Origin of the sequence: Serratia symbiotica, assembly GCF_000821185.2 — a bacterium.
Lineage (GTDB): Bacteria > Pseudomonadota > Gammaproteobacteria > Enterobacterales > Enterobacteriaceae > Serratia > Serratia symbiotica.
This window is the reverse complement of the sequence record NZ_CP050855.1, coordinates 542,176-565,437: the sequence shown is the minus strand read 5'-3', so window position 1 is coordinate 565,437 and position 23,262 is coordinate 542,176. Positions and strand designations below refer to the sequence as shown.

Sequence of the window (23,262 nt, the reverse complement as noted above, 5' to 3'; positions counted from 1 at the left end):
TTTTATGGAGAAGATATGGCGTTCAATCGACGTCAGTTTATACAGGCATCGAGCCTGGCGCTATGCGCGTCAGCCATGCCGCTAAGGGCGAAGGCGAGCAGGATGCAGACTCCGTTACCTATTCCCCCGTTGTTAGAATCCCACCATGGTCAGCCGCTATTTTTAACTTTGCAGCGCGTGCATTGGGCATTTATGGGTAACCATAAAGCATCGGTATGGGGCATTAACGGCATGTATCTCGGGCCGACGGTGCGGGTTCACAACGGTGACGACATCAAACTTATTTACAGTAACCGCCTGCCGGAACCGGTGGCAATGACCATCAGTGGTCTTCAACTACCGGGTTCCCTGATAGGCGGTGCACAGCGCATGATGTCGCCCAATGTCAACTGGTCGCCAGTGCTGCCGATACGCCAGGGTGCGGCCACCTGCTGGTATCACGCAAGCACGCCGAACCGTATGGCACCGCATATTTACAACGGCCTGGCTGGCCTATGGCTGGTGGAGGATAAAGTCAGCAAGGCGCTGCCGTTGCCGCAACACTACGGCGTTAACGATTTCCCGCTGATCATTCAGGATAGGCGCTTCGACCGCTTCGCTAGGCCGGAATATAACCCACCCTCGCAAGGGGGATTCGTCGGCGATACACTGTTGGTTAACGGCGTGCAAACCCCCTATGTCGAGGTATCGCGCGGCTGGGTACGCCTACGCCTGCTCAACGCCTCCAACTCACGACGCTACATCATGCAGCTCAGCAATGGTCAGCCGCTTAATGTGATCGCCAGTGATCAAGGCTTCCTGCCAGCACCGGTGGCGGTACAAAACCTGTCTCTGGCACCGGGCGAACGCCGTGAAGTGCTAATCGACATGTCGAAAGGCGAGGAAGTGACCCTCACCACCGGTGAGGTTGCGGGTATTATCGATCGTCTGCGCGCCTTGTTTGAACCCTCGAACCTGTTGGTGTCCAATCAGGTGCTGACGCTGCGGCCAACCGGGCTGCTACCGTTGGTGACCGATAACCTACCCATGCGACTGCTGGCAGATCACCTGCTGGACGGCAGTGCCAGTTGCACCCGTGATTTCCGCTTGGGCGGCAATGTGGCCGGCATTAACGGCACTGTCTGGGCGATGAATCGTATCGACGGGCAAACCCAACAGGGTACTTGGGAACGCTGGAATATCCATGCAGATACGCCGCAGGCGTTCCATATTCAGGGCGTAAAATTCCTGATTAAGCGCGTTAACGGTGTGCCGCCGATGGCGGAAGATCGTGGCTGGAAGGATACCGTCTGGGTCGATGGTGATGTCGAACTGCTGGTTTACTTCAACCAGTCAACCTCGGAACATTTCCCGTTCATCTATTATAGCCAAACGCTAGAGCTGGCGGATCGTGGTAGCGCCGGACAGCTGATGGTGCAGCCAGCGCAGTAATATTTCTTTACCGCGCCCCTTAGCGAATCAGGACGAGGCGGCGCGTTTTCTACTACGCCAAATTACCAGTAGGGTGCCCAACAGACCGAACATTAGCAACGCCAGCGGCAGGATCATTAACCCGGTCATCACCACGCTTTCGTAACGCTTCACCCATGGAAGCTGACTGAAAACGTAACCGAGGCCAACCAGAACGCTAACCCAAATGGCAGCACTCAGCCAGTTGAACAGTTGAAAACGCGTGCTGCTTAAGCCGGAAATACCGGCCATGGTCGGTAGCAGGGTACGGACAAAGCCGAGAAAGCGGCTGATCAACAGCGCCACTAACCCGTGGCGGTTGAACAGGCTATGCGCACGCTGGTGATATTGGGCGGGCAGATGCAGTAACCAGCCTTTCACCAGGTCAGTATGGCCCAGCCAGCGCCCTTGCAGATAGCTCAGCCAACAGCCAAGACCCGCAGCGACGCTCAGAATGAATAAGGTGGACGCAAAGCCCATTACGCCTTTGGCGATCAGCGCACCAGACAGCAGCAGTAGGCTGTCACCGGGCAGAAAAGCGGCCGGCAGTAATCCATTTTCCAAAAATAGGGTGGTGAAAAGCACCGCGTAAACCACCCAAATCACGCTGGGATCGGCAAGGGCGGTAAAGTCCTGATGCCAAAGTGCTTGAATAATCGTACGTAATACATCCATTTTATGTCCCGTTGTATGCTGGTTACGCTGATAACCGCGTTCCCCAGTATCTATCTGTCTAGTGTACTGCTAATAACTCACGCAAACCTTAAAAAAGATAAATAAAGTTGGCTTTGAGTAACCGGCCAGCCAGTCAGCACGCTTTGGCGATGCGTTCGAAACCCGCCGCCAGATCGGCGATCAGGTCGTCAACGTTTTCCAGGCCGATATGTACGCGCACCAAAGTACCAGAAAAATCGACACCGCCAGCCGGACGGACTGCCGCCAACTCCTCCGGCTGATTGGTCAAGATCAACGACTCATACCCCCCCCAGGAGTAAGCCATACTAAAGTGGCTGAAGTTGTCGAGATAGGCGGCTAATTGTCTCTCATTCAGACGATCTTTCAGCACGAAGGAAAACAAGCCATTGCAGCCGCTGAAGTCGCGGCGGTAGAACTCATGGCCTTTGCAGCTAGGCAGTGCCGGATGATTGATCACGGCGACCTCAGGCCGACCAGTCAGCCAATTGGCGACTTCAATACTGCTCTGCCCATGCTGCTTGAGCCGCACCCACAGTGTGCGCAAGCCACGGCTCGCCATATAGGCGGTATCCGCATCCACCATTTGTCCCATCAGATAGGAATATTCACGCAGTGGGTTCCAACAACGCGCGTTGGCAACGGCGGTGCCGAGCATGTAATCAGCGTGGCCGATAATGTATTTGGTGCCAGACTGGATGGAAATATCAATATCGAAATCTAATGCTTTGAACAGCACACCCGCCGCCCAAGTATTGTCGATCATGATCACCACCTCCGGTGCCACGGCACGAATGGCCTGTACCATTGCAGGAATATCCTGTACTTCCATCGTGATAGAACCGGGAGATTCAAGAAACACTACGCGCGTGTTGGGCTGGATCAGTTCGGTGATACCAACGCCGATCAGCGGATCGAAATAGGTCGTGGCCACCTTCATGCGGCCAAGAATATGGGTGCAAAAGTCTTGCGTGGGTTCGTAGGCCGAGCCGGTCATCAGCAAGTGATCACCGGCACCAACAAACGACAAGATGGCGTTGGAAACCGCCGCCGCTCCGCAAGGATAGAGCACACAACCACTGCCGCCCTCCAGTTCCACCATCGCATCCTGCAAGGCAAAGTGCGTCAGGGTGCCACGGCGGCCATAGAATAACTCACCGTGGGCGCGGTTGGCAGTGGCGTGCTTCTTAGCCGCCACGGTTCCAAAAACCAATGAGGAGGCGCGTTGGGTAATGGGATTCACGGCCCCCTGGGTGTAGCGTTTGCTGCGGCCAGCGCCGATCAGCGTAGTTTCGATATGTTTTGACGTCATGATACTTGACCCACCGGTGGTTGCTGCACGCTGCCATTTTGTACTCTCTCTTAACGTTAGCACGCCACACAATAGCCATCCAGACGTTTTCACATCTAATAATGTGGTCGCTATAATCCGCTGCTCAACGTTGCTGAAATTTTCCAGATTATTTAGTAAATAATAATGAGAACTACTATCAATCCCTGATTGGTTTGATATGATCGCACGCTGATAATTCTTTCATTTTGATCGGTAACAAGTTTGGAGGCACAGCGTGAAGACGGCTGGCAAGAGTTTAAATCAAGGATCGCCCAGCATGGGTCGGGGGCAACAGGGTAAGGCTTTCGGCTACGCTCTGATCGCTTCAATGGTATTGGTGATTGGGCTAGCAGGTCGCGTACAGGCTGCGCCGGAAACACCTCCCGCCGTTACCGAAAGCGTTGTTCCTGGCTCCGTGCCAGAGAACATCACCCCGCTGGATCCAGCGCCAACTATTCAGCCACCAGCAACAGGTAACATGGATCTTTCTGTCTGGGGCATGTACCAGCACGCCGACATCGTGGTGAAAGTGGTGATGATTGGCCTGGTGCTGGCGTCTATCGTTACTTGGACTATTTTGTTCGCCAAAGGCAGCGAGCTGTTCTGTGCCAAGCGCCGCCTACTCCGCGAGCAGTGGGTATTGGCTGAGGTGCATTCGCTGGATGAAGCATCCAAGCTGGCGCAGAGTTTCTCGGAACAAAGTATCAGTGCAGTGTTGCTAAACGATGCGCAGAACGAGCTGGCGCTGTCAGCAAAATCCAACGACAACAGCGGCATTAAGGAACGCACCGGTTTCCGTCTTGAGCGCCGCGTAGCAGCTTACAGCCGTGACATGGCGCGCGGTAACGGCTTCCTGGCCACCATTGGCGCTATCTCACCGTTCATCGGCCTGTTCGGCACCGTTTGGGGGATCATGAACAGCTTTATTGGTATCGCACACTCGCAGACCACCAACCTAGCTGTGGTTGCGCCTGGCATCGCAGAAGCCCTGTTGGCAACGGCGCTGGGTCTGTGTGCTGCAATCCCAGCAGTCGTGATCTACAACATCTTCGCCCGTGTGATCAGTAGCCACCGCGCCCAGGTTAGCGACGTTGCAGCACAAGTGATGCTGTTACAGAGCCGCGATCTGGATCTGGCCGCAGCAGTGGAAGCCAAACGCTCCCCACACGCACAGCAACCACAGGTGGCGTGAGGGTATGGCGATGCGCTTAAATGAAGGTCTGGACGACAACGGCGAACTGCATGAAATCAACGTGACGCCGTTTATCGACGTGATGTTGGTGCTGTTGATCATCTTTATGGTGGCCGCGCCGCTAGCAACGGTGGATATTCGCGTCAACTTGCCAGCATCTTCCGCCAAACCACAGCCACGGCCAGAGAAACCAGTGTTTCTATCGGTGAAAGCGGACAAACAGCTCTATGTAGGCGATCAGCCGGTCAATGTCGATCAATTGTTGTTGGTACTGGATCAACGCACTCAGGCGAACAAAGAAACCACCATTTTCTTCCAGGCAGACAAGAGCGTGGACTATGAAACACTGATGAGCGTGATGGACACCTTGCGTAAAGCAGGTTACCTGAAAGTCGGGCTGGTGGGCATGGAAAGTACCACCAAATAGCAGGCTAGAAGGCGGTTCAGGTGCCACTTCAACGAGCTGTATACAGCCTCAGCGCGGCACAATCTTCACCCAACAACATCACACATAAGCCTGCTCTGGATGGCATTCACACACCGATGACATCCATGAGCAAGCAAGGCTATCGCCTGATTTTTTAATTGCACCCTCACAGAGTTACGGGTGGTTACCGAACGGACTCGCCGTAGCAGCAGCAACCCATGCCAACGCCGTGGCACAGGCGCGGCGCACTTGGGGGTAATGCTACGGCGTACCGTCTGGCTACTGGGTTGGGGTTAGCGCTGTTTGCCGGGCCAGTGGCTCCGGGAAAATTGTTGCGGCATCGGCGGTATCGCGGACAAGTCGATGGCGTTTTTTACGCCAGCTAGCCATGCTTTGCTCCCGCGTTTTTTATCGTCAACCCTGTTGACAGGTATGAACGCAAAGTAGCCCATCGAAAGTATTTCTTTTTCAAACGGCTTATCCACAGCAGCCCGATGCAGCCTGGTTATCGTGATCTCACTCATTGTTGCGCCTTTGGGTAGACCTTGTGTCTGCGGATTTTCGATTTTCTCTATACTATAGGTAGAAATACTCGATTCCGATCTAAGAAAATGATTCCTACAGTGTGAAAAAATAATGCTTTTATAGCGGTCACCATTGGCATTGATTAATTTACCCTCCCTATCTAAATCTATAATTTTCTGCAAACTTGCTTCTGAGAGGGAAGTATCTCCTATATCTGAAAATTTATCATTTACAGTGAGCACATCAGTCAAATCCGCCTCTCCTTTTTTGGCAAGAGCACGGTTTTTCATCAAAACATTGGCAATGTGTTCATCACTCTCACCTTCATATCTGTAATGCCTATAATTTTGTAGTCCATCCTTCCTTCCCTGAGTATTCAAAATATCACCAGGGGAATAATCACCAGAGTATTTCCATTCTGAATTATTATCTTGTGGGATAAAGTCTACATCGGTAACCTTACCACGCTTAAATGTCACATAAGCCCGTAATTTTTCACCCGCATTAACCACATTATCCAACCCGGGGTCAAAAAGCTTTGTACCATGTGGAGTTAGCATCTTAATAACCATATCTGAAGGTAGTGATACAACTGGAGTGCTGGTATCACTATCAATAAATCCGCCGTGCGCAGATACGACTAACGATTCAACATTCTTACTTCCCTCTGGAAAGGAAGTACTATATTTAATGTAGATCCCCCCCACATTTTCTTTTAAAATGAATGGATATTTATCACCCAAAAGAGGAATGGTATTGCTCGCTCCGACAGATGACTCCACTATTTTATAGCCAGGAGAATTATCTCCTTTTGTTGGTTTTTGTCTAAGCTCTTTATTCTTCAGTTTGGATGAAACGGATTTGAGATTTCCGACTTCATCCCGGAAGAATTTTTTTCCCCAGAAGATACCCGTATTAGGGTTTACCTGAGCCAGTATTTCCCGCCCCTTTACTTTCCGGACAACGGCAACATTTAGGTTCCTACCATATTCAGGGCAATATAGAGATTCAAACCTGATTTTTTTACTGGGTTGTATCTTCAAATGCCATTCGTTTTGCGCTAATACAATTTCATGAGCATGACCACCAACCAGAGGGTCGTAAATAAACGACTTACCTGTTGTAAAGTCATAACGATATGGCACCAATCGGCCAAGAATCTCAACTGCACTTAACCTTTTAGGTCGGGAAGAAAATGGATTTATGACACTATATACTGCTGTTCTATCAGTCATTTTAGGCTGATAACGATGATAGGTTCCGAGGGAATATTTGTGTACTATTCGCTGTTCCCGCTTACTGAAACGATTAAACTTGCCATCACCCGTCCTTTCCCATTTCTGGGCCAGATGGTTGAAATAGACCTGATGCCGTTTTCCGCCACTTTCAGTCCCTTTTGGAACAAAAGCAAAGATTTTCCCATTGCGCTCACTGACAGGAACGCTGTAAACCTTACCATTGTTTTCCAAATTAATATGATTAACACCGTCTTTTATATGGAAAATGGGCAAATCTACCCGAGGCTCTTTTCGTATTGAGATCGGGGGGGTTTTAAGATGCATCTGTTCCCTATGGTTTGTTGTCATAATGCTGAATCTGGCCTGCTGAGTCACTTGCTGTATCAGTGAAAACTCTTGCTCAGGCGATGTGGGTTTTCCCTCCAGATCGTTCGCTGCTCGTTCAAGCAATGGCCCGATAATATATTGTGTAATAGCCAGAGCCTGGCTACCGGGCAATAAAGCAACTAACTGAGAAACAATAACATTAACCATTTTGGTAATACGGGTAATCTTGCTTATCTCATCGGGTTCGGGGCAGCCGAAACCTTTATTCCAATTGTAAATTTTTTTAATTTCAATAGCCATCATTGTGAAAGGGTCTTGAAGGCTTTTACCGACATGGCGCAATATTTGTGAGAACCCCAGATTCTCCCCGTTATTCATACAGGAATAATCATACAATCTGACAATTTTCACGTCATCAGGTACGGGGGGGGGTGTGGTAGTTTTTGGGAAAAAGACTACATAACGAGGAAGTCGACTCAACGCCCTAGTGTTACCTGCCCTTTGATTTCCTATTGCAGATAATGCATCCGCAGCCGGGAATCGAAGAGGGTCATTCCGGGATATAAATTGTCCTGCTTCATGTATTACATTACTGATTGAATTCAGCATTGTGGCGATTTTACTATCAATATGGTTTGTTAATGTAGTCAAACCAGATTCTGGAAGCGGAATATTTCGATTCTGTGGCTGCAATGATGTGTCAATATTGTAGCCTGGATATTTTTTAGTGTCTCCAGACGGCCAGACACCAGATCGGGGGTCGCCATTTTCTTTCTCCCTGGTATTCTGTTTTTTATTTTTTCCTGTCTCTTGGTGAATTACCTGCTCAGCCCCATGTGGTTTATATCTCTCATCGACATGGGTAATTCTTTCTTTCATTGAAAGTTCATCGGCCCTTTTGGATGATATTGCTGGAGTTATATTGCTATTCCGCATTGAACTGAGGACGGAGAGTAACTGCAAAGCTGCATGTGCAACATTTTGTCTGTCAATGTTTTTTTTATGGCGACCGGGTTGCATGGCTGTTTTTTTCACACGCTCATTCTGTAATTCCTGCCCACCCTGTTTTCTGTCCAAGCGCATTGTATGATTGCCTATAGCTTGGCGGTGCTGATTATAAATCGGGGATATTTTTGGCATACCTTTCTTACCCTAACCTCTTCGTCAAAAAAAAATTCACCTTTGATGTGGTTTTTATACAACCCTATCTGAAATAATACTTCTTGTATAAAGTGATTTATTACTAAAAAAGGAAAAAATCATAATGTATTGAGCAGAATCATTATTAAAACAACCCAATTGTAAATAATTATTAGATTATATTCTTAATTATAATAATCTTGTATACCCGTCATTCTTCAAGTTGCCTATGCGTTATCTTTCTTCGCTCACCTCAAACTCTTACAGGTGAACCAATGAGTAAAATATTTACTGCTGAATTTAAACTCGAGACTGCAAAACGGGTTCTCGACCAGAATTACACTTATTCAGAAGCTGCGAAGGCGATGAACGTCAGTCCGTCGGCCATTAGCCGATGGGTAAAGTCACTTCGCAAGCTGATGAAAGAGCTGGGCATCGCCAGTTGCCAGAAACCCGCTCACAAATACAAGCGAGGGAGCAACAAACACGTTGAGATACCCAATCTTCTCGACCGCCAATTCGCGGTTACAGCGCCGAACCAAGTTTGGTGTGGCGACGTGACCTATATCTGGACAGGCAAATGCTGGACTTATCTAGCGGTAGTTCTGGACTTGTTCGCTCGTAAACCTGTGGGTTGGGCGATGTCGTACTCGCCAGATACGGCACTGACTGCCAAGGCTCTCCAGATGGCTTGGGAACTACGTGGTCGCCCTGAGGGTGTGATGTTCCATAGTGATCAGGGTAGCACTATACCCGCCGTAAGTATCGCCAGATGTTGTGGCGCTAGCGGATAATACAGAGTGCGAGCCGCAGGGGTAACGACTGGGATAACAGCCCGATGGAGCGGTTCTTCCGCAGTCTGAAGAGTGAATGGGTACCGACGACGGGCTACGGGAGTCTGGCAGAAGCACAATCATCCATAATCCGCTACATCACGGGGTACTACAGCGTTCTTCGCCCCCACGGGTATATCGGCGGCTTAACACCAAATGAACCTGAGCGACTGTTCTACGCACAGTCAGGTCGCGTGGCCAAAATGAGTTGACCACTACACCCTTACGGCAGCATGAACAGAACGACTTATTGCCTGACCAGACGACCGAGAACCGGCACTGCTTCGAAGTCGCTACGGAAGGGGTTGATGTCCAAACCGCCACGGCGGGTATAGCGGGCGAAAACGCTGAGTTTCTCCGGCTGGCAGTATTGCTTGATGTCGTTGAATATACGCTCGACGCACTGCTCGTGGAATTCGTTATGTTGGCGAAACGAGATCAGGTAGCGCAGCAGGCGCTCGCGATCGATTTTCCGGCCTTGGTAGTGAATGACCACGCTGCCCCAATCCGGTTGATGAGTCACCGGGCAGTTGGACTTTAACAGATGGGAGGACAGCGTCTCTGTTACCCATTCTGCCTGTTCGCTGGCCGCACCGTGCAGACATTCCGATTTGAAGGCATAGTCATCAATGGCGATATCCAGATCATCAATATTGACACCCGGTAGATGATCGATCTGCGTTGAATAGCCATCCAGCCCCGGATAGAGTTTAACCCCGACCAAGCCGTTGGCCGCCTGCGAGAGATCTTTTTGCATCACAGTGTTCACCGCTTCCACACTGTCGAAACGCGTTTGGTTAAAACTGTTGAGGTACAACTTGAAAGATTTAGATTCGATCAAGTTGGTGGAGGAGTGTGGCAAGGTAAATTCCCCTATCCCCACCACCGGTTTGCCTTTGGCGTTGAGCCAGGAAAGTTCGAAAGCAGTCCACAGATCGAAGCCGCTGAACGGCAGGTTATGTTCATTCACACCGATCAGATCCCTACCACGAGCGCGGGGCAAAGCTTCGAGTAACGCTGGAGCATAGTGATCTGGATAGTCCGAGTTACTGCCAAGATGAGTGATTTTATCTTGTTTTTTGATATGCATATTCATTGTGCCTTGTGTGATCGGTACTGGATGTAGCCGTTAAACGGGTTTCGAGCGGCGTAAATCGGCCCCCGCCCTCTTCGATGTAGCTTACCTTGATCATGATCTCTAAAGAAATAAGCCAAACAGCGCGCTGCCCGATCGGCCACTACGATACCTTTGTGTATCAAGTGATAAAAAAATAAGATGATGATTTTATATCATTTTTTGCATCTCTGATAAATGGCCCATTGATTTTCTACTGTCGAATTTTGGGATATTGCAAATCACCCACCTTTTTCTTTTTCATCTCAGGATAAGGTAACGGCTTGGCAAAACGCCATCATGCCGTAAAATTCACTACTTTCGCTAAATCCATCACCATAAATCTATGGGAGACAAGGATGGACAAACGCTTTATTCAAGCTCACCGCGAAGCGCGCTGGACACTGGGCCTGACGCTGCTTTACCTGCTAGTTTGGTCGTTGGCTGCCTACCTGCCGGACAGCGTAAACGGTATCACTGGTTTACCGCATTGGTTCGAGATGGCTTGTCTGCTGGTGCCCCTGGGGTTTATCGCCCTGTGCTGGCTGATGGTGCGGCTCGTCTTCCGCGATATTTCCCTGGAGGACGGTGATGCAAACTGAAGTGATCATACCGCTGATCGCCTACCTGCTGCTGGTATTCGGCCTGTCTGTCTACGCCTACGGCCACCGCCAAAGCGGTAATTTCCTTAACGAATACTTCCTCGGCAATCGTTCGATGGGAGGCTTTATGCTGGCGATGACCCTGACTGCCACCTACATCAGCGCCAGTTCGTTTATCGGCGGCCCCGGCGCAGCGTACAAATACGGCTTGGGATGGGTGCTGCTGGCGATGATCCAACTACCGGCGGTGTGGCTGTCACTCGGCGTACTGGGTAAGAAGTTCGCCATTCTGGCGCGGCGCTATAATGCCATTACCCTCAACGACATGCTGTATGGCCGCTTCCAGAGCCGAATGTTGGTTTGGCTAGCCAGCCTCAGCCTGCTGGTAGCGTTCCTCGGTGCCATGACTGTGCAGTTTATCGGTGGTGCCCGCCTGTTGGAAAGTGCTGTGGGTATCCCCTACAACATTGGCCTGCTGATTTTCGGCATCAGTATCGTGCTCTATACCGCCTTTGGCGGCTTCCGTGCCAGCGTGCTCAACGATGCCATGCAGGGTCTGGTGATGCTGCTTGGCACTGTCTTACTGCTGGGAGCGGTGATCCACGCCGCCGGTGGATTGCACCACGCGATAGATAAGCTACAGCAGATCGACCCGGCGCTAGTGTCGCCTCAGGGCGGTGATCAGATCCTCAGCCTACCATTTATGGCCTCATTTTGGGTCTTGGTGTGCTTCGGGGTGATTGGCCTGCCCCACACTGCCGTGCGCTGTATCTCATATAAAGACAGCAAGGCGGTACATCGCGGTATCATTCTTGGCACCGTGGTGGTGGCACTACTGATGCTCGGCATGCATCTGGCTGGCGCACTGGGCCGCGCGGTGTTGCCGGATCTGAAAATCCCTGATCAAGTGATCCCAACGCTGATGGTCACCGTGCTGCCACCTTATGCTGCTGGCATCTTTCTGGCAGCACCGCTGGCGGCAATCATGTCCACCATCAACGCCCAATTGTTGCAATCTTCCGCCACCATCGTCAAAGATCTTTATCTTGGCGTGCGACCGCATCACATACACAACGCGCGGATGATAAAGCGTTTATCCAATCTGACCACCTTGATCCTCGGCTGGCTGGTGCTGCTGGCAGCCTGGCATCCACCGGAAATGATCATCTGGCTGAACTTGCTTGCCTTCGGCGGGCTAGAAGCGGTGTTCCTGTGGCCGTTGGTACTAGGGCTATATTGGCAACGCGCCAATGCTCAGGGGGCGCTTAGCTCAATGGCATCAGGTGCGGTATGCTATACGCTATTGGCCAGCTTTGGCCTTCAGCCAGCCGGGCTACACCCTATCGTGCCTGCTCTGTTGCTTAGCCTGCTGGCGTTTTATATCGGCAACGTTGTTGGCGAAAAACGTCGTGTGGCGTCATCCTTACCCTCTTGAAGAGAATTGCTATGCCTTGGATCCAACTAAAACTCAACACTATCGGCAGCCAGGCTGAAGACCTGAGCGATGTGCTAGTGGAAAGCGGCGCGGTGTCGGTGACCTTTCAAGACACACACAATAACCCGGTGTTCGAACCGCTGCCGGGAGAGACCCTGCTGTGGGGCGATACCGATGTGATCGGCCTGTATGATGCCGAAACCAACATGGCCGAGGTGGTGGCGATGCTGGAACAACACCCCTTGCTGGGTGCGGGTTTCCGCCATCAGGTTGATCAATTGGAAGACAAGGACTGGGAGCGCGAGTGGATGGACAACTTTCACCCGATGCGCTTCGGCGATCGCCTGTGGATCTGTCCAAGCTGGCGCGATGTACCTGATCCAGACGCGGTCAACGTGATACTCGATCCTGGCTTGGCGTTTGGCACCGGCACCCATCCAACCACCGCGCTCTGCTTGCAGTGGCTGGACGGCCTCAATCTGGCGGGCAAAACCGTCATCGACTTTGGCTGTGGATCCGGCATTCTCGCGATTGCTGCGCTGAAGCTCGGTGCAGAACGCGCTATCGGCATTGACATCGATCCCCAAGCCATTCAGGCCAGTCGTGATAATGCACAACGTAACGGTGTTTCAGAGCGCCTGGCGCTGTATCTGCCAAATGACCAGCCGGCCGAACTCCTGGCGGACGTGGTGGTGGCAAACATTCTGGCTGGCCCGCTGCGCGAACTGGCACCGTTGATCGGCTGCCTACCCAAAAGCGGTGGTCATCTGGGCCTGTCCGGCATACTGGCCAGCCAAGCGACAAGCGTGGCAGAAGCTTACGAAGAGCAGTTTGTCCTCGACGCAATTGCCGAGCGTGAAGAATGGTGCCGCATCACTGGCTGTCGTAAATAGCACCTACAGCGAAATATCACGAAATCCACCCAGCTATACCGGTGGATTTTTACTTGTCCTCCGCCCCAGAGATGAACGCCCCGACAAAGGCCGACAATCCAGACCAAAGGATAAAATGACCGAAAATACCGATAATATCCCTTGCAATGGCGAATATTTTAACGCCTACAAAAACAAACAGACAAATACAAGTTACTGATAATAAACAATAATATCCTCGTGAATTACCATAAGGCACATTTTTTATAATGAATTAAGGTTAATTGCTCAAAACTTGGCCTTTCATCTCAACGCAAAAATGCGTAATATACGCGCCCTTGCGGACCAGTATGGTTTACTCTTTGTCTATGCGCATTGGACACTACCAGCTTACAAATTGCCTGATTGCCGCCCCGATGGCCGGTATCACCGATCGTCCGTTTAGAGCGTTATGTCATACGATGGGTGCTGGGATGGCTGTATCCGAAATGCTCTCCTCTAACCCAGAGGTGTGGCGAACGGATAAGTCGCGTCTGCGCATGGTGCATAGCGATGAACCTGGGCTCCGTTCCGTGCAGATTGCTGGGTGCGATCCAGATGACATGGCCGCTGCGGCACGTATTAATGTGGCCAGTGGCGCACAGATCATCGACATCAATATGGGTTGCCCAGCTAAGAAAGTGAACCGGAAGCTTGCAGGGTCTGCTTTGCTTCAGTATCCAGATCTGGTTAAACAGATCCTCCACGCGGTAGTAAATGCTGTGGATGTGCCGGTGACACTTAAGATCCGCACTGGCTGGGCACCAGAACACCGTAACTGTGTAGAAATTGCCCAACTGGCCGAAGACTGTGGTATACAGGCCCTGACTATTCATGGCCGAACCCGTGCCTGCCTGTTCAACGGCAACGCGGAGTACGATAGCATTCGGGCAGCTAAGCAGAATGTCTCCATACCAATTATCGCGAATGGGGACATTACTGATCCGCATAAAGCCAGAGCAGTGCTCGACTACACCGGGGCTGATGCCCTGATGATAGGCCGAGCGGCTCAGGGGAAACCCTGGATCTTCCGGGAAATCCAGCATTATCTGGACACTGGGGAGCTGCTGCCACCGATGCCACTTGGTGAGGTAAAGCGCTTGTTGATAAAGCATATTCGGGAATTGCACGGCTTTTACGGCCAAGGCAAGGGAGCCCGGATTGCCCGTAAGCACGTGTCCTGGTATCTTCAGGAACATGCCCCGAATGACCAGTTTCGGCGCACATTCAACGCCATAGAGGATGCCAGCGAACAGCTGGAGGCGTTGGAGGCATATTTCGAAAATCTTAGCGTAAAAAAAGAGCTGACAGAACTATGTTCGAACAACGCGTAAATTCTGACGTACTGACCGTTTCAACAGTTAATTCACAAGATCAAGTGACTCAAAAGCCTCTGCGTGACTCAGTGAAACAAGCACTGAAGAACTATTTTGCTCAACTGAATGGTCAAGACGTTAATGATCTGTATGAACTGGTGTTGGCTGAAGTTGAACAGCCACTGTTGGACATGGTGATGCAATACACCCGCGGCAACCAAACCCGTGCTGCTCTGATGATGGGCATCAACCGTGGTACGTTACGTAAAAAACTGAAAAAATACGGCATGAACTGATACTAGTTAGTTAACATGTTGAAAAAAGGCGCTTTTACCTTGTTTGGTTAGCGCCTTTTTCTTCTATGTTTATACATGAATTTCCGAACAATGCACAAAGCATAAAAACAAGGGCGAGCCTGTCATTTAAATTGTGTAATTGCCTGTTTTTGATATGTTCACTCCAACAACGGAGACAGGCAAATTATGGACGACAAGAAACTCAGAGCCCTTGCGGCGGAACTGGCTAAAGGCCTTAAAACCGAAGCCGACCTCAATCAGTTTTCCCGGATGCTGACGAAATTAACCGTCGAAACAGCGCTCAATGCGGAACTGACTGACCATCTCGGGCATGAGAAAAATGCACCTAAAACCGGCACCAACACCCGCAATGGCTACTCGTCAAAAACGCTGCTCTGCGATGACGGCGAGATCGAACTGAACACGCTGCGTGACCGTGAAAATACCTTAGAACCGCAACTGATTAAGAAAAACCAGACACGTATTAGACCCTGTAAATAATTCTGTGTAACTGCCAGCGTATTAAAGGTGATCACTCAGGCGGTCACCGAACTCGATAATAAAACGACTCATCGCCCGCCGCCAGTTCTGGATCGGCATACTCCATTTTTTTGACGCATCCTTGATTGCCAGATAAATCACTTTTCGCACCGAGTCGTCTGTCGGGAACACTTTGCGCTTCTTGATGGCTGCGCGGATCACGCTGTTCAGCGATTCGATGGCATTCGTCGTGTAGATTGCCTTGCGTATATCGGGTGGATAGCTGAATTTTCCCAGTGTGCACGTCAGCTTTTGCTGATTTGCGGGTATCTGTCGTCCCAGGCCTCCGCGAACTTATCCAGTGCCATCAGCGCAGCCGCTTCAGTCGGTGCCTGGTAAACCGTTTTCAGCCCGCCTGTGATGGCTTTGTAGTCTTTCCACGCCACGTATTTCAGGCTGTTACGCAGCATGTGGATGATGCACAGCTGGATATGCGTCTGCGGATAGACGCTGTTTATCACATCCGGGAAGCCCTTCAGACCGTCCACGCAGGCAATCAGTTGTCCTGAAGGCCACGATTTTTCAGCTCCGCCAGCACATTCAGCCAGAACTTTGCGCCTTCATTTTCGGCCAGCCACATCCCCAGCAACTCTTTCCGGCCTTCGGTGTTGATACCCAGTGCCAGGAAAACGGCTTTGTTTATTACGCTGCCATTCTGGCGGACTTTTATGACAATACAGTCCAGACAAACAATGGGATAGAGATTATCCAACGGTCTGCTACGCCAGGCGGTTACCCGGTCAATAACGGTATCGGTGACTTTCGATATCAGCGTCGGAGTATGGGCATTTACACAATTTTCGGTACAGGCTCCGTTGAGCGTTTTTTCTAAAGATCAGTCTTCATCAAAGCCAGAGTTGAACAGCTCGACCACGGCGGCTAGCGCTTTCACTTCGTCCGGGCCGGTCGCTTCAACTTCTATATGCCGCCTCTGGGCGGAATCCAGCATCAGCAGTGCGATGACGCTGCTGGCCTCGGCCTCGATGCCGCTGTCGTTACGCAACATCACCTCGGCGTCGAAACTTTGCACCAGCTCGAACAGCTTTATCGCCGGGCGGGCATGTATGCCCAGCTTGTTTTTAATTTTAACCGTTTGCCTGACCGTCACTGTTTGCGTTTTTCCAGCGTGCGATGGCGCGATTGCACGTTCTTGCCACGTGAGCGGAAGTAATCGGCCAACTGTTCCGCTACGTAGACCGAACGGTGTTTGCCGCCGGTACAGCCTATCGCTACTGTCAGGTAACTGCGGTTGTTGGTCTCCAGCATCGCTAGCCACTGCTCCAGATAGCTACGCGTCTGGTAGATAAAGTTGTGCACTTCGGTATGGCGATCGAGGAACGATGCCACCGGTTTGTCTAGACCTGTCATCGGCCGCAGCTTAGGATCCCAGTGCGGATTCGGTAGGAAGCGCACGTCGAACACGTAGTCGGCATCGATCGGGATGCCGTGCTTGAAGCCGAAGGATTCAAACACCATGGTCAGCTCACGCTCGCGTTTGCCCAGCAGGCGGGTGCGTAGCATTTCGGCCAGTTCATGTACTGACATTTCCGAGGTATCGATGATCAAATCGGCCCGTGAGCGCAACGGCTCAAGTAAGTCGCTTTCTTCATCAATAGCGCTTTCCAATGACAGTTTTTTGCTGGAGAGTGGGTGTAGGCGTCGGGTATCACTGTAGCGGCGAATCAGCGTATTGCGATCAGCGTCGAGGAACAGTAGCTGTGGTGAGAAGCTGCTCGGCAGTTGAGTCATGGCGTATTCGAATACCTCCGGCGATTCCGGCATGTTGCGTACGTCGATGCTCACTGCGGCGGAGCTGTTGCGTTCCGCTAGCGTATTGGCAAGCTGCGGCAGTAACACTACAGGCAGGTTATCAACGCAGTAAAAACCCATGTCCTCCAGCGCCCGCAAGGCGACGGATTTCCCTGAACCGGAACGGCCGCTGACAATCATCAGCACCATGTGGTTACTCCCCTGCTATTTTGGTGGCATCCATTACCACTGCTAGAAACATTATTAATTTCGGCAAGAGCCGGGATCCATCATGGTGAAACAGTATCCACTATCCTGACGGTAAGTCACGTTAGCGAGATATCACTCAGTGATGATTTGGTAAAGTTCTTCGTCACTCTGCGCCGCACGCAGACGGCGGCATACGCTTTTATCGGCCAGGCGTCTGGCGACTAGCGATAAGGTATGCAAATGTGTTTTGCACTGATCGGCTGGCACTAACAAAGCGAACAGCAGATCAACCGGTTGGTTGTCGATGGCATCAAAGGCAATAGGTTGGTCGAGACGAATAAACACGCCAACGGCCTGCGATGTATCCTCTTCCAGTTTGCCATGGGGAATGGCGATACCGTTGCCGATACCGGTGCTGCCCATGCGCTCCCGGGTGAGCACCGCGTCAAACACCACCAGCGGCGGTAGGTTGAACTGAATGGCCGCCAGTTCGCTGATAATCTCCAAAGCCCGCTTTTTACTGGCGCAGTGTACCGCGCTTTTAGTGCACTCGATGTTTAGCACCGAGCTTAATTGCCTATATTCGTTGTTCATCTCATCTTCACTTAAAACCACGTACCAGAGCATTGCCCAGCAAGGTGATTTTTCGCCTGTTTTAACCCTGGTTACCATATGGCGCGTTACCCAACAGGTAACGCGCTGATCACTGAAGTTGCCTTAAGCATGATCCCAGATGGAAAAGGGGTCAGAATGTCAGTGTTGCTTCAGTTTATCTTTATGTTTACTCAATTGGCGTGCCAATTTGTCCATCAGTGTATCAATTGCTGCATACATATTCTCGTCTTCCGAAGAGGCGTGCAACTCGCCACCATTCACATGCACCGTCGCTTCCGCGATTTGCTGCATTTTTTCCACACTTAAGACAACATACACCTGATTGATACGGTCGAAATAGTGTTCGAGTTTGGCAAACTTATTGGTGACGAACTCGCGCAATGGTTCGGTGATATCGATGTGATGTCCAGTAATGTTGAGCTGCATAGTGTCTTCCTTCTCTAATAGAGGTCAAACCAACTGTTTACGCTGGTTCGATGGCGGGATGGATAAAGACTCTCGGTATTTGGCGACGGTACGCCGCGCCACGATGATCCCCTGTGCGGAAAGCAGGGTGACCAGTTTACTGTCGCTAAGTGGTTTGGCGGGGTTTTCCGCCGTAATCAATTTCTTCACCAGTGCGCGGATCGCCGTTGAGGAGGCTTCGCCACCGCTGTCGGTATTCACATGGCTGGAAAAGAAATATTTCAACTCAAAAATACCGCGCGGGCTGTGCAAAAACTTCTGCGTAGTGACACGCGAAATTGTCGATTCATGCATCTCCACGGCTTGGGCGATATCTGCTAGTACCATGGGCTTCATCAATTCTTCGCCCTGTTCAAAGAATGCCTGCTGCTGATCGACGATGCAGCGGGTGACCTTCAACAGGGTTTCATTGCGGCTTTCCAGACTTTTAATCAGCCACTTGGCTTCCTGTAGGTTACTGCGAATAAACTGGTCATCGGCTTCATTGCGTGAACTGTTGCCCAGCGCGGCGTATTGCTGGTTGATCTTCAGATGCGGAACGCTATCGGCGTTAAGTTCAACCATCCATTTATCCTGCGCTTTGCGCACTAGCACGTCTGGAATGACGTATTCCGATTCATCGGTAATGATCGACTGCCCTGGGCGTGGATCGAGCGACTGAATCAGCGCTATCACCTCTTTTAGTGTATCTTCTTTTAGCCGGGTTGACCGCATCAAACTGCGAAAGTCGTGGTTGGCTAACAAATCAAGATGTTCGCTGATGACCAACCGGGCCTCGGCCAGATACGGTGTACCTTTGGCGTATTGGGAAAGCTGCACCAGCAAGCAGTCGCGTAGATCGCGGGCGGCAACGCCGACCGGATCAAAACGCTGTATACGCTTCAATACCGCTTCGACTTCGGCCATGGTCACAGTTTCGTCACCCATGCTCTCTAGGATCTCTTCCAGCGGCACGGTGAGATAGCCGGTGTTGTTGACTGCATCAATGATCGAAGTGGCGATGGCGCTATCGGTATCGGAAAACGGCGTCAGTCCCAGTTGCCACATCAGGTGATCTTGCAATGTCTGGGTGGTTTCCCCCTGATACAATAGCCGTTCGTCGTCGCTGTAGTCGGTGCTAGTGCCGGAAGAAGAACTGGCGGTGTAGAACTCATCCCAGGTGGCGTCCAATGGTAACTCTTCAGGTATTTCCTTCTGTTCCAGTGCCTCGCGGGTATCCAGACCTTCGATGTCTTTGGATGCTGTGGTATCGATTTCATCATGCAGATCGCTCTGCTCAAGCAGGGGATTACTCTCCAACGCCAACTGTATCTCTTGCTGAAGCTCCAGTGCGGACAATTGCAACAGGCGGATAGCCTGTTGCAATTGTGGGGTCATGGCCAGTTGTTGGCTGAACCTGAGTTGCAAGCCTTGCTTCATAATCTTCAGTTTACTTCCGTTAACCGTTGTGCTTCATGACGCGCTGGTACTCAGAGGCGGAATGCTTCGCCTAAGTAAACACGTTTCACCTGCTCATCAGCCAGAATAGCATCCGGCGTGCCGTGGGCAATCAGTTTGCCCTCACTGACGATATAGGCGCGTTCACACACATCCAGCGTCTCGCGCACGTTGTGGTCGGTGATCAGCACGCCCAGTCCACTATCACGTAAGTGCTCGATGATCTTCTTGATGTCGATAACGGAGATCGGATCAACTCCGGCGAAGGGTTCATCCAACAGGATGAATTTCGGGTTGGCAGCCAGCGCGCGGGCGATCTCGACGCGGCGGCGTTCACCACCGGACAGCGCCTGGCCCAGGCTATCGCGCAGGTGGGTGATGTGAAACTCTTCCATCAGTTCTTTGGCGCGGTCTTCGCGCTGCTCGCTGGTGAGATCGGCACGGATCTCCAGCACCGCCATTAGGTTGTCGTATACGCTCAGGCAACGGAAAATCGAGGCCTCCTGCGGCAGATAACCGATGCCACGGCGCGCCCGGGCGTGTAGCGGCAGCAGGCTGATGTCTTCTTCGTCGATCACGATACGCCCGGCATCACGTTGCACGATACCGACCACCATATAAAAGGTGGTGGTTTTTCCAGCACCGTTCGGCCCCAGCAAGCCGACGATTTCGCCGGATTTCACCTTAAGGCTGACGTCTTCAACAACTTTGCGGCCTTTGTAGGCTTTTGCCAGGTTTTCTGCGATGAGTGTAGCCATAAATGATTAGTTACTCTTATTTTGCCCATTTTTGTCTTGCAACTGTGACGGCACCAGAACCGTGGTCACGCGTTTGCCTTTATCGCTAAACGCCTGCATTTGCTGCTGTTGTACCAGATAGGTGATGCGATCGCTTTTCACATTGCTGTCGAGTTGCTCCAGATAGGCATTGCCCGTTAGGGTCACCAACTGCGTCGCAACGTCATAACGCACTTTCTGCGCGTGACCTTTTACCGGCTTGCCACTGTCCTGCATCTGATGGAAGGTGACTGGGTCGCCAAACGCTTCAATATAGGTTTTGTTCTGATCGCCGCCCGGGTGGGTGACGACCACCTTGTCCGCACGGATATCGATGGTGCCTTGTTTGATCACCACGTTATCAGTGAAGGTGCTAACGTTGTTTTGCATATCCAGCGACTGTTTGAGCGAATCGATGGCGACTGGCTGATTGGCGTCGGATTTAAGCGCCAGGGCAGGCGCGCTGGTGACCAAAATTACGCTTGCGATCAACAGATTACGGAGTGGTTTTTTGATTCTGAATTTCATAGTTGGTCTTAACCTTATCAATCAACTCAGCGGTTTTGGCCCGCAGATTTCCACGCATTTTCATGCCGTTAGAGGTAAAATTTGTTCCGTAAAGCGTCACTTCTTCATCGGAAGACACATCCTGGGTGATCAGATCCACCTGAGCATTGTCGGTTTTAATTTTTTCCAACTGCGAGGTGGCGGTCAGGCTGTCCACTTCGACATGGCCGTAAAGATACAGTATCCGGTTTTTAGTCAGTTTGGCGCGATCGGCGCGCACTGACCAGGTTGCCAGCGCATCTTTATCGAACAGCGTCATTACTGGCTGGGTAAACCAGCTCAGTTCACCTGTGGTATAATATTTCACGTCTTCCGCCACCAACTTGTAGCTCAGCTTGCCGACTGGGTTGTACACCACGGTGACTGTGTGCTCACTCTGATACGTTGGTGTCTGATCGTTGACCGGCTGCGGTGCAGTGTCATCGCTGAAATCCGCCATATTCCAGCCGATCAGTGCCAACGCGATTACGGCCAGCAGGAGGGTGATCCACAATTTGGTTTTGCTCATATCGACAGCCCTTTGGCCCCCTCCAGCTTATTTTGAGCCAAAAGAATTATGTCACACAGTTCGCGCACCGCACCGTGACCACCGACAATGCGGGTCACATAGTGAGCTTTTGGTGTCAGCAAGGGGTGCGCGTCCGCCACGGCGACCGCTAAACCCACCTGCGCCATCACTGGCCAGTCGATCAGATCATCGCCGATATAGGCCACCTGAGCCGCCGTTAGCGAGAGTTTTTCCAACAGGTCGTGGAAAGCTAAACGCTTATCGGACTGTCCCTGATACAGATGGCTGATGCCGAGGGTTTTCGCCCGGTCTTCCAGCAGTTTGGCGGAGCGGCCAGTGATGATCGCCACCTCAATGTCTGAGGTTTTCAGGCAGCGGATGCCGTAGCCGTCGCGCACGTTGAACGCCTTTAACTCTTCACCATGGTTGCCCATAAAAATCAGGCCATCGGACAACACGCCATCAACATCACAAATCAGCAGGCGGATCTTGCTGGCACGCGCTATCACGTCTTGCTCTACTGGCCCGTAGCAGGTGTCTACCATACGCATTCCGTTCTATTTCCTAATTAAACGACGCCGGCGCGCAGCATGTCATGCATATGTACCACACCCAGCAACTGGTCGCCATCGGCAACCAGCAGCGCAGTAATGTGGCGTTGTTGCATCAGGTTCAGCGCGTCGACCGCTAGCATACTTGGGTGCACTCGCACGCCGCCCGGTGTCATGATGTCGATGATCTTGGCATCGTTGAGATTGATGCCCATATCAAATACCCGGCGCAGGTCGCCATCGGTAAAGATGCCAGCAATATTCATCGTATCGTTACAGATGACCGTCATGCCCAGGTTTTTGCGGGTGATTTCCAGCAGCGCATCGCGTAGCGAAGCCTCAGTGCTGACGTGTGGGATTTCATCACCGCTGTGCATGATGTCGTTCACCCGCAGCAGCAGCCGGCGGCCAAGTGCACCGCCTGGGTGCGACAGCGCAAAATCTTGCGGGGTGAAGCCACGTGCTTTTAGCAACGCAACGGCCAGAGCATCACCCATCACCAGGGTAGCGGTGGTACTGGTGGTCGGTGCTAGCCCTAGTGGGCAAGCTTCCTGCGGCACCTTGATGCACAGGTGGATATCCGCTGCCTTGCCCATCGTACTTTCCGGGTTGTTGGTCATGCAGATAAGCGGGATTTGCTGGCGCTTTAACACCGGGATCAGCGCCAGAATTTCATTGGACTCGCCTGAGTTGGAGATGGCGAGCACGATGTCTTGCGCGGTGACCATGCCGAGATCGCCATGGCTGGCTTCTGCCGGGTGGACGAAGAATGAGGAGGTGCCAGTGCTGGCGAAAGTGGCGGCGATCTTGCAACCGATGTGCCCGGACTTGCCTATGCCCATCACCACCACTTTGCCACAGCAGGCGGTGATGGTTTCGCAGGCGCGGGTGAAGTCCGCATCAATATAGCGATCGAGCTGAGCTAACCCTTCACACTCTATCTGGAGCACTTCTTTGCCAGCTTGTTGAAAATCGAAGCCCGGTTGCAATTGAAAACTCGACATACTTACTTC

At 51.6% G+C, this 23,262-nt stretch carries 22 protein-coding genes and 3 pseudogenes; 10 read left to right on the top strand and 15 right to left on the bottom strand.

The window, feature by feature from the left end; all coding sequences use genetic code 11:
* The first annotated feature begins 15 nt into the window (after positions 1-15).
* Positions 16-1,431, top strand: a complete 1,416-nt coding sequence (gene ftsP, locus SYMBAF_RS02925; RefSeq protein ID WP_040263278.1) for a cell division protein FtsP — start codon at positions 16-18, stop codon at positions 1,429-1,431.
* Between the two features lie 27 nt (positions 1,432-1,458).
* Here ftsP and SYMBAF_RS02920 read toward each other — a convergent pair whose 3' ends face one another.
* Entirely contained in the window at positions 1,459-2,124 is a 666-nt protein-coding gene (locus tag SYMBAF_RS02920) for a DedA family protein (protein WP_006708612.1), read from the bottom strand.
* 133 nt (positions 2,125-2,257) lie between these two features.
* Positions 2,258-3,454: a cystathionine beta-lyase gene (gene metC, locus SYMBAF_RS02915; protein WP_040263280.1), complete on the bottom strand. Its 1,197-nt coding sequence runs from the start codon at positions 3,452-3,454 to the stop codon at positions 2,258-2,260.
* A gap of 256 nt (positions 3,455-3,710) precedes the next feature.
* On the opposite strand from metC, the gene exbB reads away from it, so the two are divergent.
* Both exbB and exbD read left to right on the top strand, forming a co-directional pair.
* The gene (exbB, locus tag SYMBAF_RS02910; RefSeq protein ID WP_162835901.1) at positions 3,711-4,667 is read left to right on the top strand and encodes a tol-pal system-associated acyl-CoA thioesterase; all 957 of its coding nucleotides are present in this window, start codon (positions 3,711-3,713) and stop codon (positions 4,665-4,667) included.
* Between the two features lie 4 nt (positions 4,668-4,671).
* On the top strand, positions 4,672-5,094 hold the full coding sequence (gene exbD / locus SYMBAF_RS02905; protein ID WP_040263283.1) for a TonB system transport protein ExbD: 423 nt from the start codon (positions 4,672-4,674) through the stop codon (positions 5,092-5,094).
* Between the two features lie 293 nt (positions 5,095-5,387).
* Here the strand turns inward: exbD and SYMBAF_RS02900 are convergent, their stop codons facing one another.
* On the bottom strand, positions 5,388-8,324 hold the full coding sequence (locus SYMBAF_RS02900; protein ID WP_152609027.1) for a putative adhesin: 2,937 nt from the start codon (positions 8,322-8,324) through the stop codon (positions 5,388-5,390).
* A gap of 275 nt (positions 8,325-8,599) precedes the next feature.
* Here SYMBAF_RS02900 and SYMBAF_RS02895 point away from each other — a divergent pair.
* A pseudogene (locus SYMBAF_RS02895) lies at positions 8,600-9,369 on the top strand (IS3 family transposase).
* A 35-nt stretch (positions 9,370-9,404) separates the two neighbouring features.
* On the opposite strand, the gene queF reads toward SYMBAF_RS02895, so the two are convergent.
* Entirely contained in the window at positions 9,405-10,247 is an 843-nt protein-coding gene (queF, locus tag SYMBAF_RS02890; RefSeq protein ID WP_040263285.1) for an NADPH-dependent 7-cyano-7-deazaguanine reductase QueF, read from the bottom strand.
* Positions 10,248-10,630: 383 nt separating this feature from the next.
* Between queF and SYMBAF_RS02885 the strand changes: the two genes are divergently transcribed.
* The 6 genes and pseudogenes from SYMBAF_RS02885 to SYMBAF_RS02860 form a co-directional block, all read left to right on the top strand.
* Positions 10,631-10,873 (top strand): YhdT family protein, encoded by a 243-nt coding sequence (locus SYMBAF_RS02885; RefSeq protein WP_040263287.1) that lies wholly within the window; start codon positions 10,631-10,633, stop codon positions 10,871-10,873.
* Positions 10,863-12,308, top strand: a complete 1,446-nt coding sequence (panF, locus tag SYMBAF_RS02880) for a sodium/pantothenate symporter (protein WP_040263289.1) — start codon at positions 10,863-10,865, stop codon at positions 12,306-12,308. The genes SYMBAF_RS02885 and panF overlap by 11 nt, the downstream gene beginning before the upstream one ends.
* Positions 12,309-12,319: 11 nt before the next feature.
* Complete coding sequence (gene prmA, locus SYMBAF_RS02875) at positions 12,320-13,201, top strand: 50S ribosomal protein L11 methyltransferase (RefSeq protein WP_040263290.1); 882 nt, start codon at positions 12,320-12,322, stop codon at positions 13,199-13,201.
* 347 nt (positions 13,202-13,548) lie between these two features.
* The gene (gene dusB / locus SYMBAF_RS02870) at positions 13,549-14,553 is read left to right on the top strand and encodes a tRNA dihydrouridine synthase DusB (protein ID WP_040263292.1); all 1,005 of its coding nucleotides are present in this window, start codon (positions 13,549-13,551) and stop codon (positions 14,551-14,553) included.
* Positions 14,535-14,831, top strand: a complete 297-nt coding sequence (fis, locus tag SYMBAF_RS02865) for a DNA-binding transcriptional regulator Fis (RefSeq protein ID WP_000462905.1) — start codon at positions 14,535-14,537, stop codon at positions 14,829-14,831. The genes dusB and fis overlap by 19 nt, the downstream gene beginning before the upstream one ends.
* 186 nt (positions 14,832-15,017) lie before the next feature.
* Positions 15,018-15,317 (top strand): annotated as a pseudogene (locus SYMBAF_RS02860) (transposase); the annotation flags it as partial.
* 36 nt (positions 15,318-15,353) lie between these two features.
* On the opposite strand, the pseudogene SYMBAF_RS18060 reads toward SYMBAF_RS02860, so the two are convergent.
* The 11 genes and pseudogenes from SYMBAF_RS18060 to kdsD form a co-directional block, all read right to left on the bottom strand.
* Positions 15,354-16,152, bottom strand: a pseudogene (locus SYMBAF_RS18060) (IS256 family transposase); the annotation flags it as partial.
* Positions 16,153-16,206: 54 nt separating this feature from the next.
* Complete coding sequence (npr, locus tag SYMBAF_RS02850; protein WP_040263295.1) at positions 16,207-16,479, bottom strand: PTS phosphocarrier protein NPr; 273 nt, start codon at positions 16,477-16,479, stop codon at positions 16,207-16,209.
* Positions 16,476-17,330 carry an RNase adapter RapZ gene (gene rapZ / locus SYMBAF_RS02845; RefSeq protein WP_006708115.1) on the bottom strand — a complete coding sequence of 285 codons (855 nt, stop codon included), beginning with the start codon at positions 17,328-17,330 and terminating at the stop codon, positions 16,476-16,478. The genes npr and rapZ overlap by 4 nt, the downstream gene beginning before the upstream one ends.
* Before the next feature lie 132 nt (positions 17,331-17,462).
* A complete protein-coding gene (gene ptsN / locus SYMBAF_RS02840) occupies positions 17,463-17,924 on the bottom strand; it encodes a PTS IIA-like nitrogen regulatory protein PtsN (RefSeq protein WP_037388085.1) in 462 nt (153 codons plus the stop codon).
* Between the two features lie 159 nt (positions 17,925-18,083).
* A complete protein-coding gene (gene hpf / locus SYMBAF_RS02835) occupies positions 18,084-18,371 on the bottom strand; it encodes a ribosome hibernation promoting factor (protein ID WP_040263296.1) in 288 nt (95 codons plus the stop codon).
* A 24-nt stretch (positions 18,372-18,395) separates the two neighbouring features.
* Positions 18,396-19,829, bottom strand: a complete 1,434-nt coding sequence (gene rpoN / locus SYMBAF_RS02830) for an RNA polymerase factor sigma-54 (RefSeq protein WP_040263297.1) — start codon at positions 19,827-19,829, stop codon at positions 18,396-18,398.
* A 50-nt stretch (positions 19,830-19,879) separates the two neighbouring features.
* The gene (gene lptB, locus SYMBAF_RS02825) at positions 19,880-20,605 is read right to left on the bottom strand and encodes an LPS export ABC transporter ATP-binding protein (protein WP_040263299.1); all 726 of its coding nucleotides are present in this window, start codon (positions 20,603-20,605) and stop codon (positions 19,880-19,882) included.
* A gap of 6 nt (positions 20,606-20,611) precedes the next feature.
* Positions 20,612-21,151 (bottom strand): lipopolysaccharide ABC transporter substrate-binding protein LptA, encoded by a 540-nt coding sequence (lptA, locus tag SYMBAF_RS02820; protein WP_040263301.1) that lies wholly within the window; start codon positions 21,149-21,151, stop codon positions 20,612-20,614.
* On the bottom strand, positions 21,120-21,698 hold the full coding sequence (gene lptC, locus SYMBAF_RS02815) for an LPS export ABC transporter periplasmic protein LptC (protein WP_040263303.1): 579 nt from the start codon (positions 21,696-21,698) through the stop codon (positions 21,120-21,122). The genes lptA and lptC overlap by 32 nt, the downstream gene beginning before the upstream one ends.
* On the bottom strand, positions 21,695-22,249 hold the full coding sequence (gene kdsC, locus SYMBAF_RS02810) for a 3-deoxy-manno-octulosonate-8-phosphatase KdsC (RefSeq protein WP_006708122.1): 555 nt from the start codon (positions 22,247-22,249) through the stop codon (positions 21,695-21,697). The genes lptC and kdsC overlap by 4 nt, the downstream gene beginning before the upstream one ends.
* A gap of 17 nt (positions 22,250-22,266) precedes the next feature.
* Positions 22,267-23,253: an arabinose-5-phosphate isomerase KdsD gene (gene kdsD / locus SYMBAF_RS02805; protein WP_040263305.1), complete on the bottom strand. Its 987-nt coding sequence runs from the start codon at positions 23,251-23,253 to the stop codon at positions 22,267-22,269.
* Between the last annotated feature and the right edge of the window lie 9 nt (positions 23,254-23,262).

Excerpts from the sequence above, each read along its gene's own strand:
- ftsP (WP_040263278.1), top strand. The coding sequence starts at position 16 with ATGGCGTTCAATCGACGTCAGTTTATACAGGCATCGAGCCTGGCGCTA.
- SYMBAF_RS02920 (WP_006708612.1), bottom strand. The coding sequence starts at position 2,124 with ATGGATGTATTACGTACGATTATTCAAGCACTTTGGCATCAGGACTTT.
- metC (WP_040263280.1), bottom strand. The coding sequence starts at position 3,454 with ATGACGTCAAAACATATCGAAACTACGCTGATCGGCGCTGGCCGCAGC.
- exbD (WP_040263283.1), top strand. The coding sequence starts at position 4,672 with ATGGCGATGCGCTTAAATGAAGGTCTGGACGACAACGGCGAACTGCAT.
- SYMBAF_RS02900 (WP_152609027.1), bottom strand. The coding sequence starts at position 8,324 with ATGCCAAAAATATCCCCGATTTATAATCAGCACCGCCAAGCTATAGGC.
- queF (WP_040263285.1), bottom strand. The coding sequence starts at position 10,247 with ATGCATATCAAAAAACAAGATAAAATCACTCATCTTGGCAGTAACTCG.
- SYMBAF_RS02885 (WP_040263287.1), top strand. The coding sequence starts at position 10,631 with ATGGACAAACGCTTTATTCAAGCTCACCGCGAAGCGCGCTGGACACTG.
- panF (WP_040263289.1), top strand. The coding sequence starts at position 10,863 with ATGCAAACTGAAGTGATCATACCGCTGATCGCCTACCTGCTGCTGGTA.
- prmA (WP_040263290.1), top strand. The coding sequence starts at position 12,320 with ATGCCTTGGATCCAACTAAAACTCAACACTATCGGCAGCCAGGCTGAA.
- dusB (WP_040263292.1), top strand. The coding sequence starts at position 13,549 with ATGCGCATTGGACACTACCAGCTTACAAATTGCCTGATTGCCGCCCCG.
- fis (WP_000462905.1), top strand. The coding sequence starts at position 14,535 with ATGTTCGAACAACGCGTAAATTCTGACGTACTGACCGTTTCAACAGTT.
- rapZ (WP_006708115.1), bottom strand. The coding sequence starts at position 17,330 with ATGGTGCTGATGATTGTCAGCGGCCGTTCCGGTTCAGGGAAATCCGTC.
- ptsN (WP_037388085.1), bottom strand. The coding sequence starts at position 17,924 with ATGAACAACGAATATAGGCAATTAAGCTCGGTGCTAAACATCGAGTGC.
- hpf (WP_040263296.1), bottom strand. The coding sequence starts at position 18,371 with ATGCAGCTCAACATTACTGGACATCACATCGATATCACCGAACCATTG.
- rpoN (WP_040263297.1), bottom strand. The coding sequence starts at position 19,829 with ATGAAGCAAGGCTTGCAACTCAGGTTCAGCCAACAACTGGCCATGACC.
- lptB (WP_040263299.1), bottom strand. The coding sequence starts at position 20,605 with ATGGCTACACTCATCGCAGAAAACCTGGCAAAAGCCTACAAAGGCCGC.
- lptA (WP_040263301.1), bottom strand. The coding sequence starts at position 21,151 with ATGAAATTCAGAATCAAAAAACCACTCCGTAATCTGTTGATCGCAAGC.
- lptC (WP_040263303.1), bottom strand. The coding sequence starts at position 21,698 with ATGAGCAAAACCAAATTGTGGATCACCCTCCTGCTGGCCGTAATCGCG.
- kdsC (WP_006708122.1), bottom strand. The coding sequence starts at position 22,249 with ATGCGTATGGTAGACACCTGCTACGGGCCAGTAGAGCAAGACGTGATA.
- kdsD (WP_040263305.1), bottom strand. The coding sequence starts at position 23,253 with ATGTCGAGTTTTCAATTGCAACCGGGCTTCGATTTTCAACAAGCTGGC.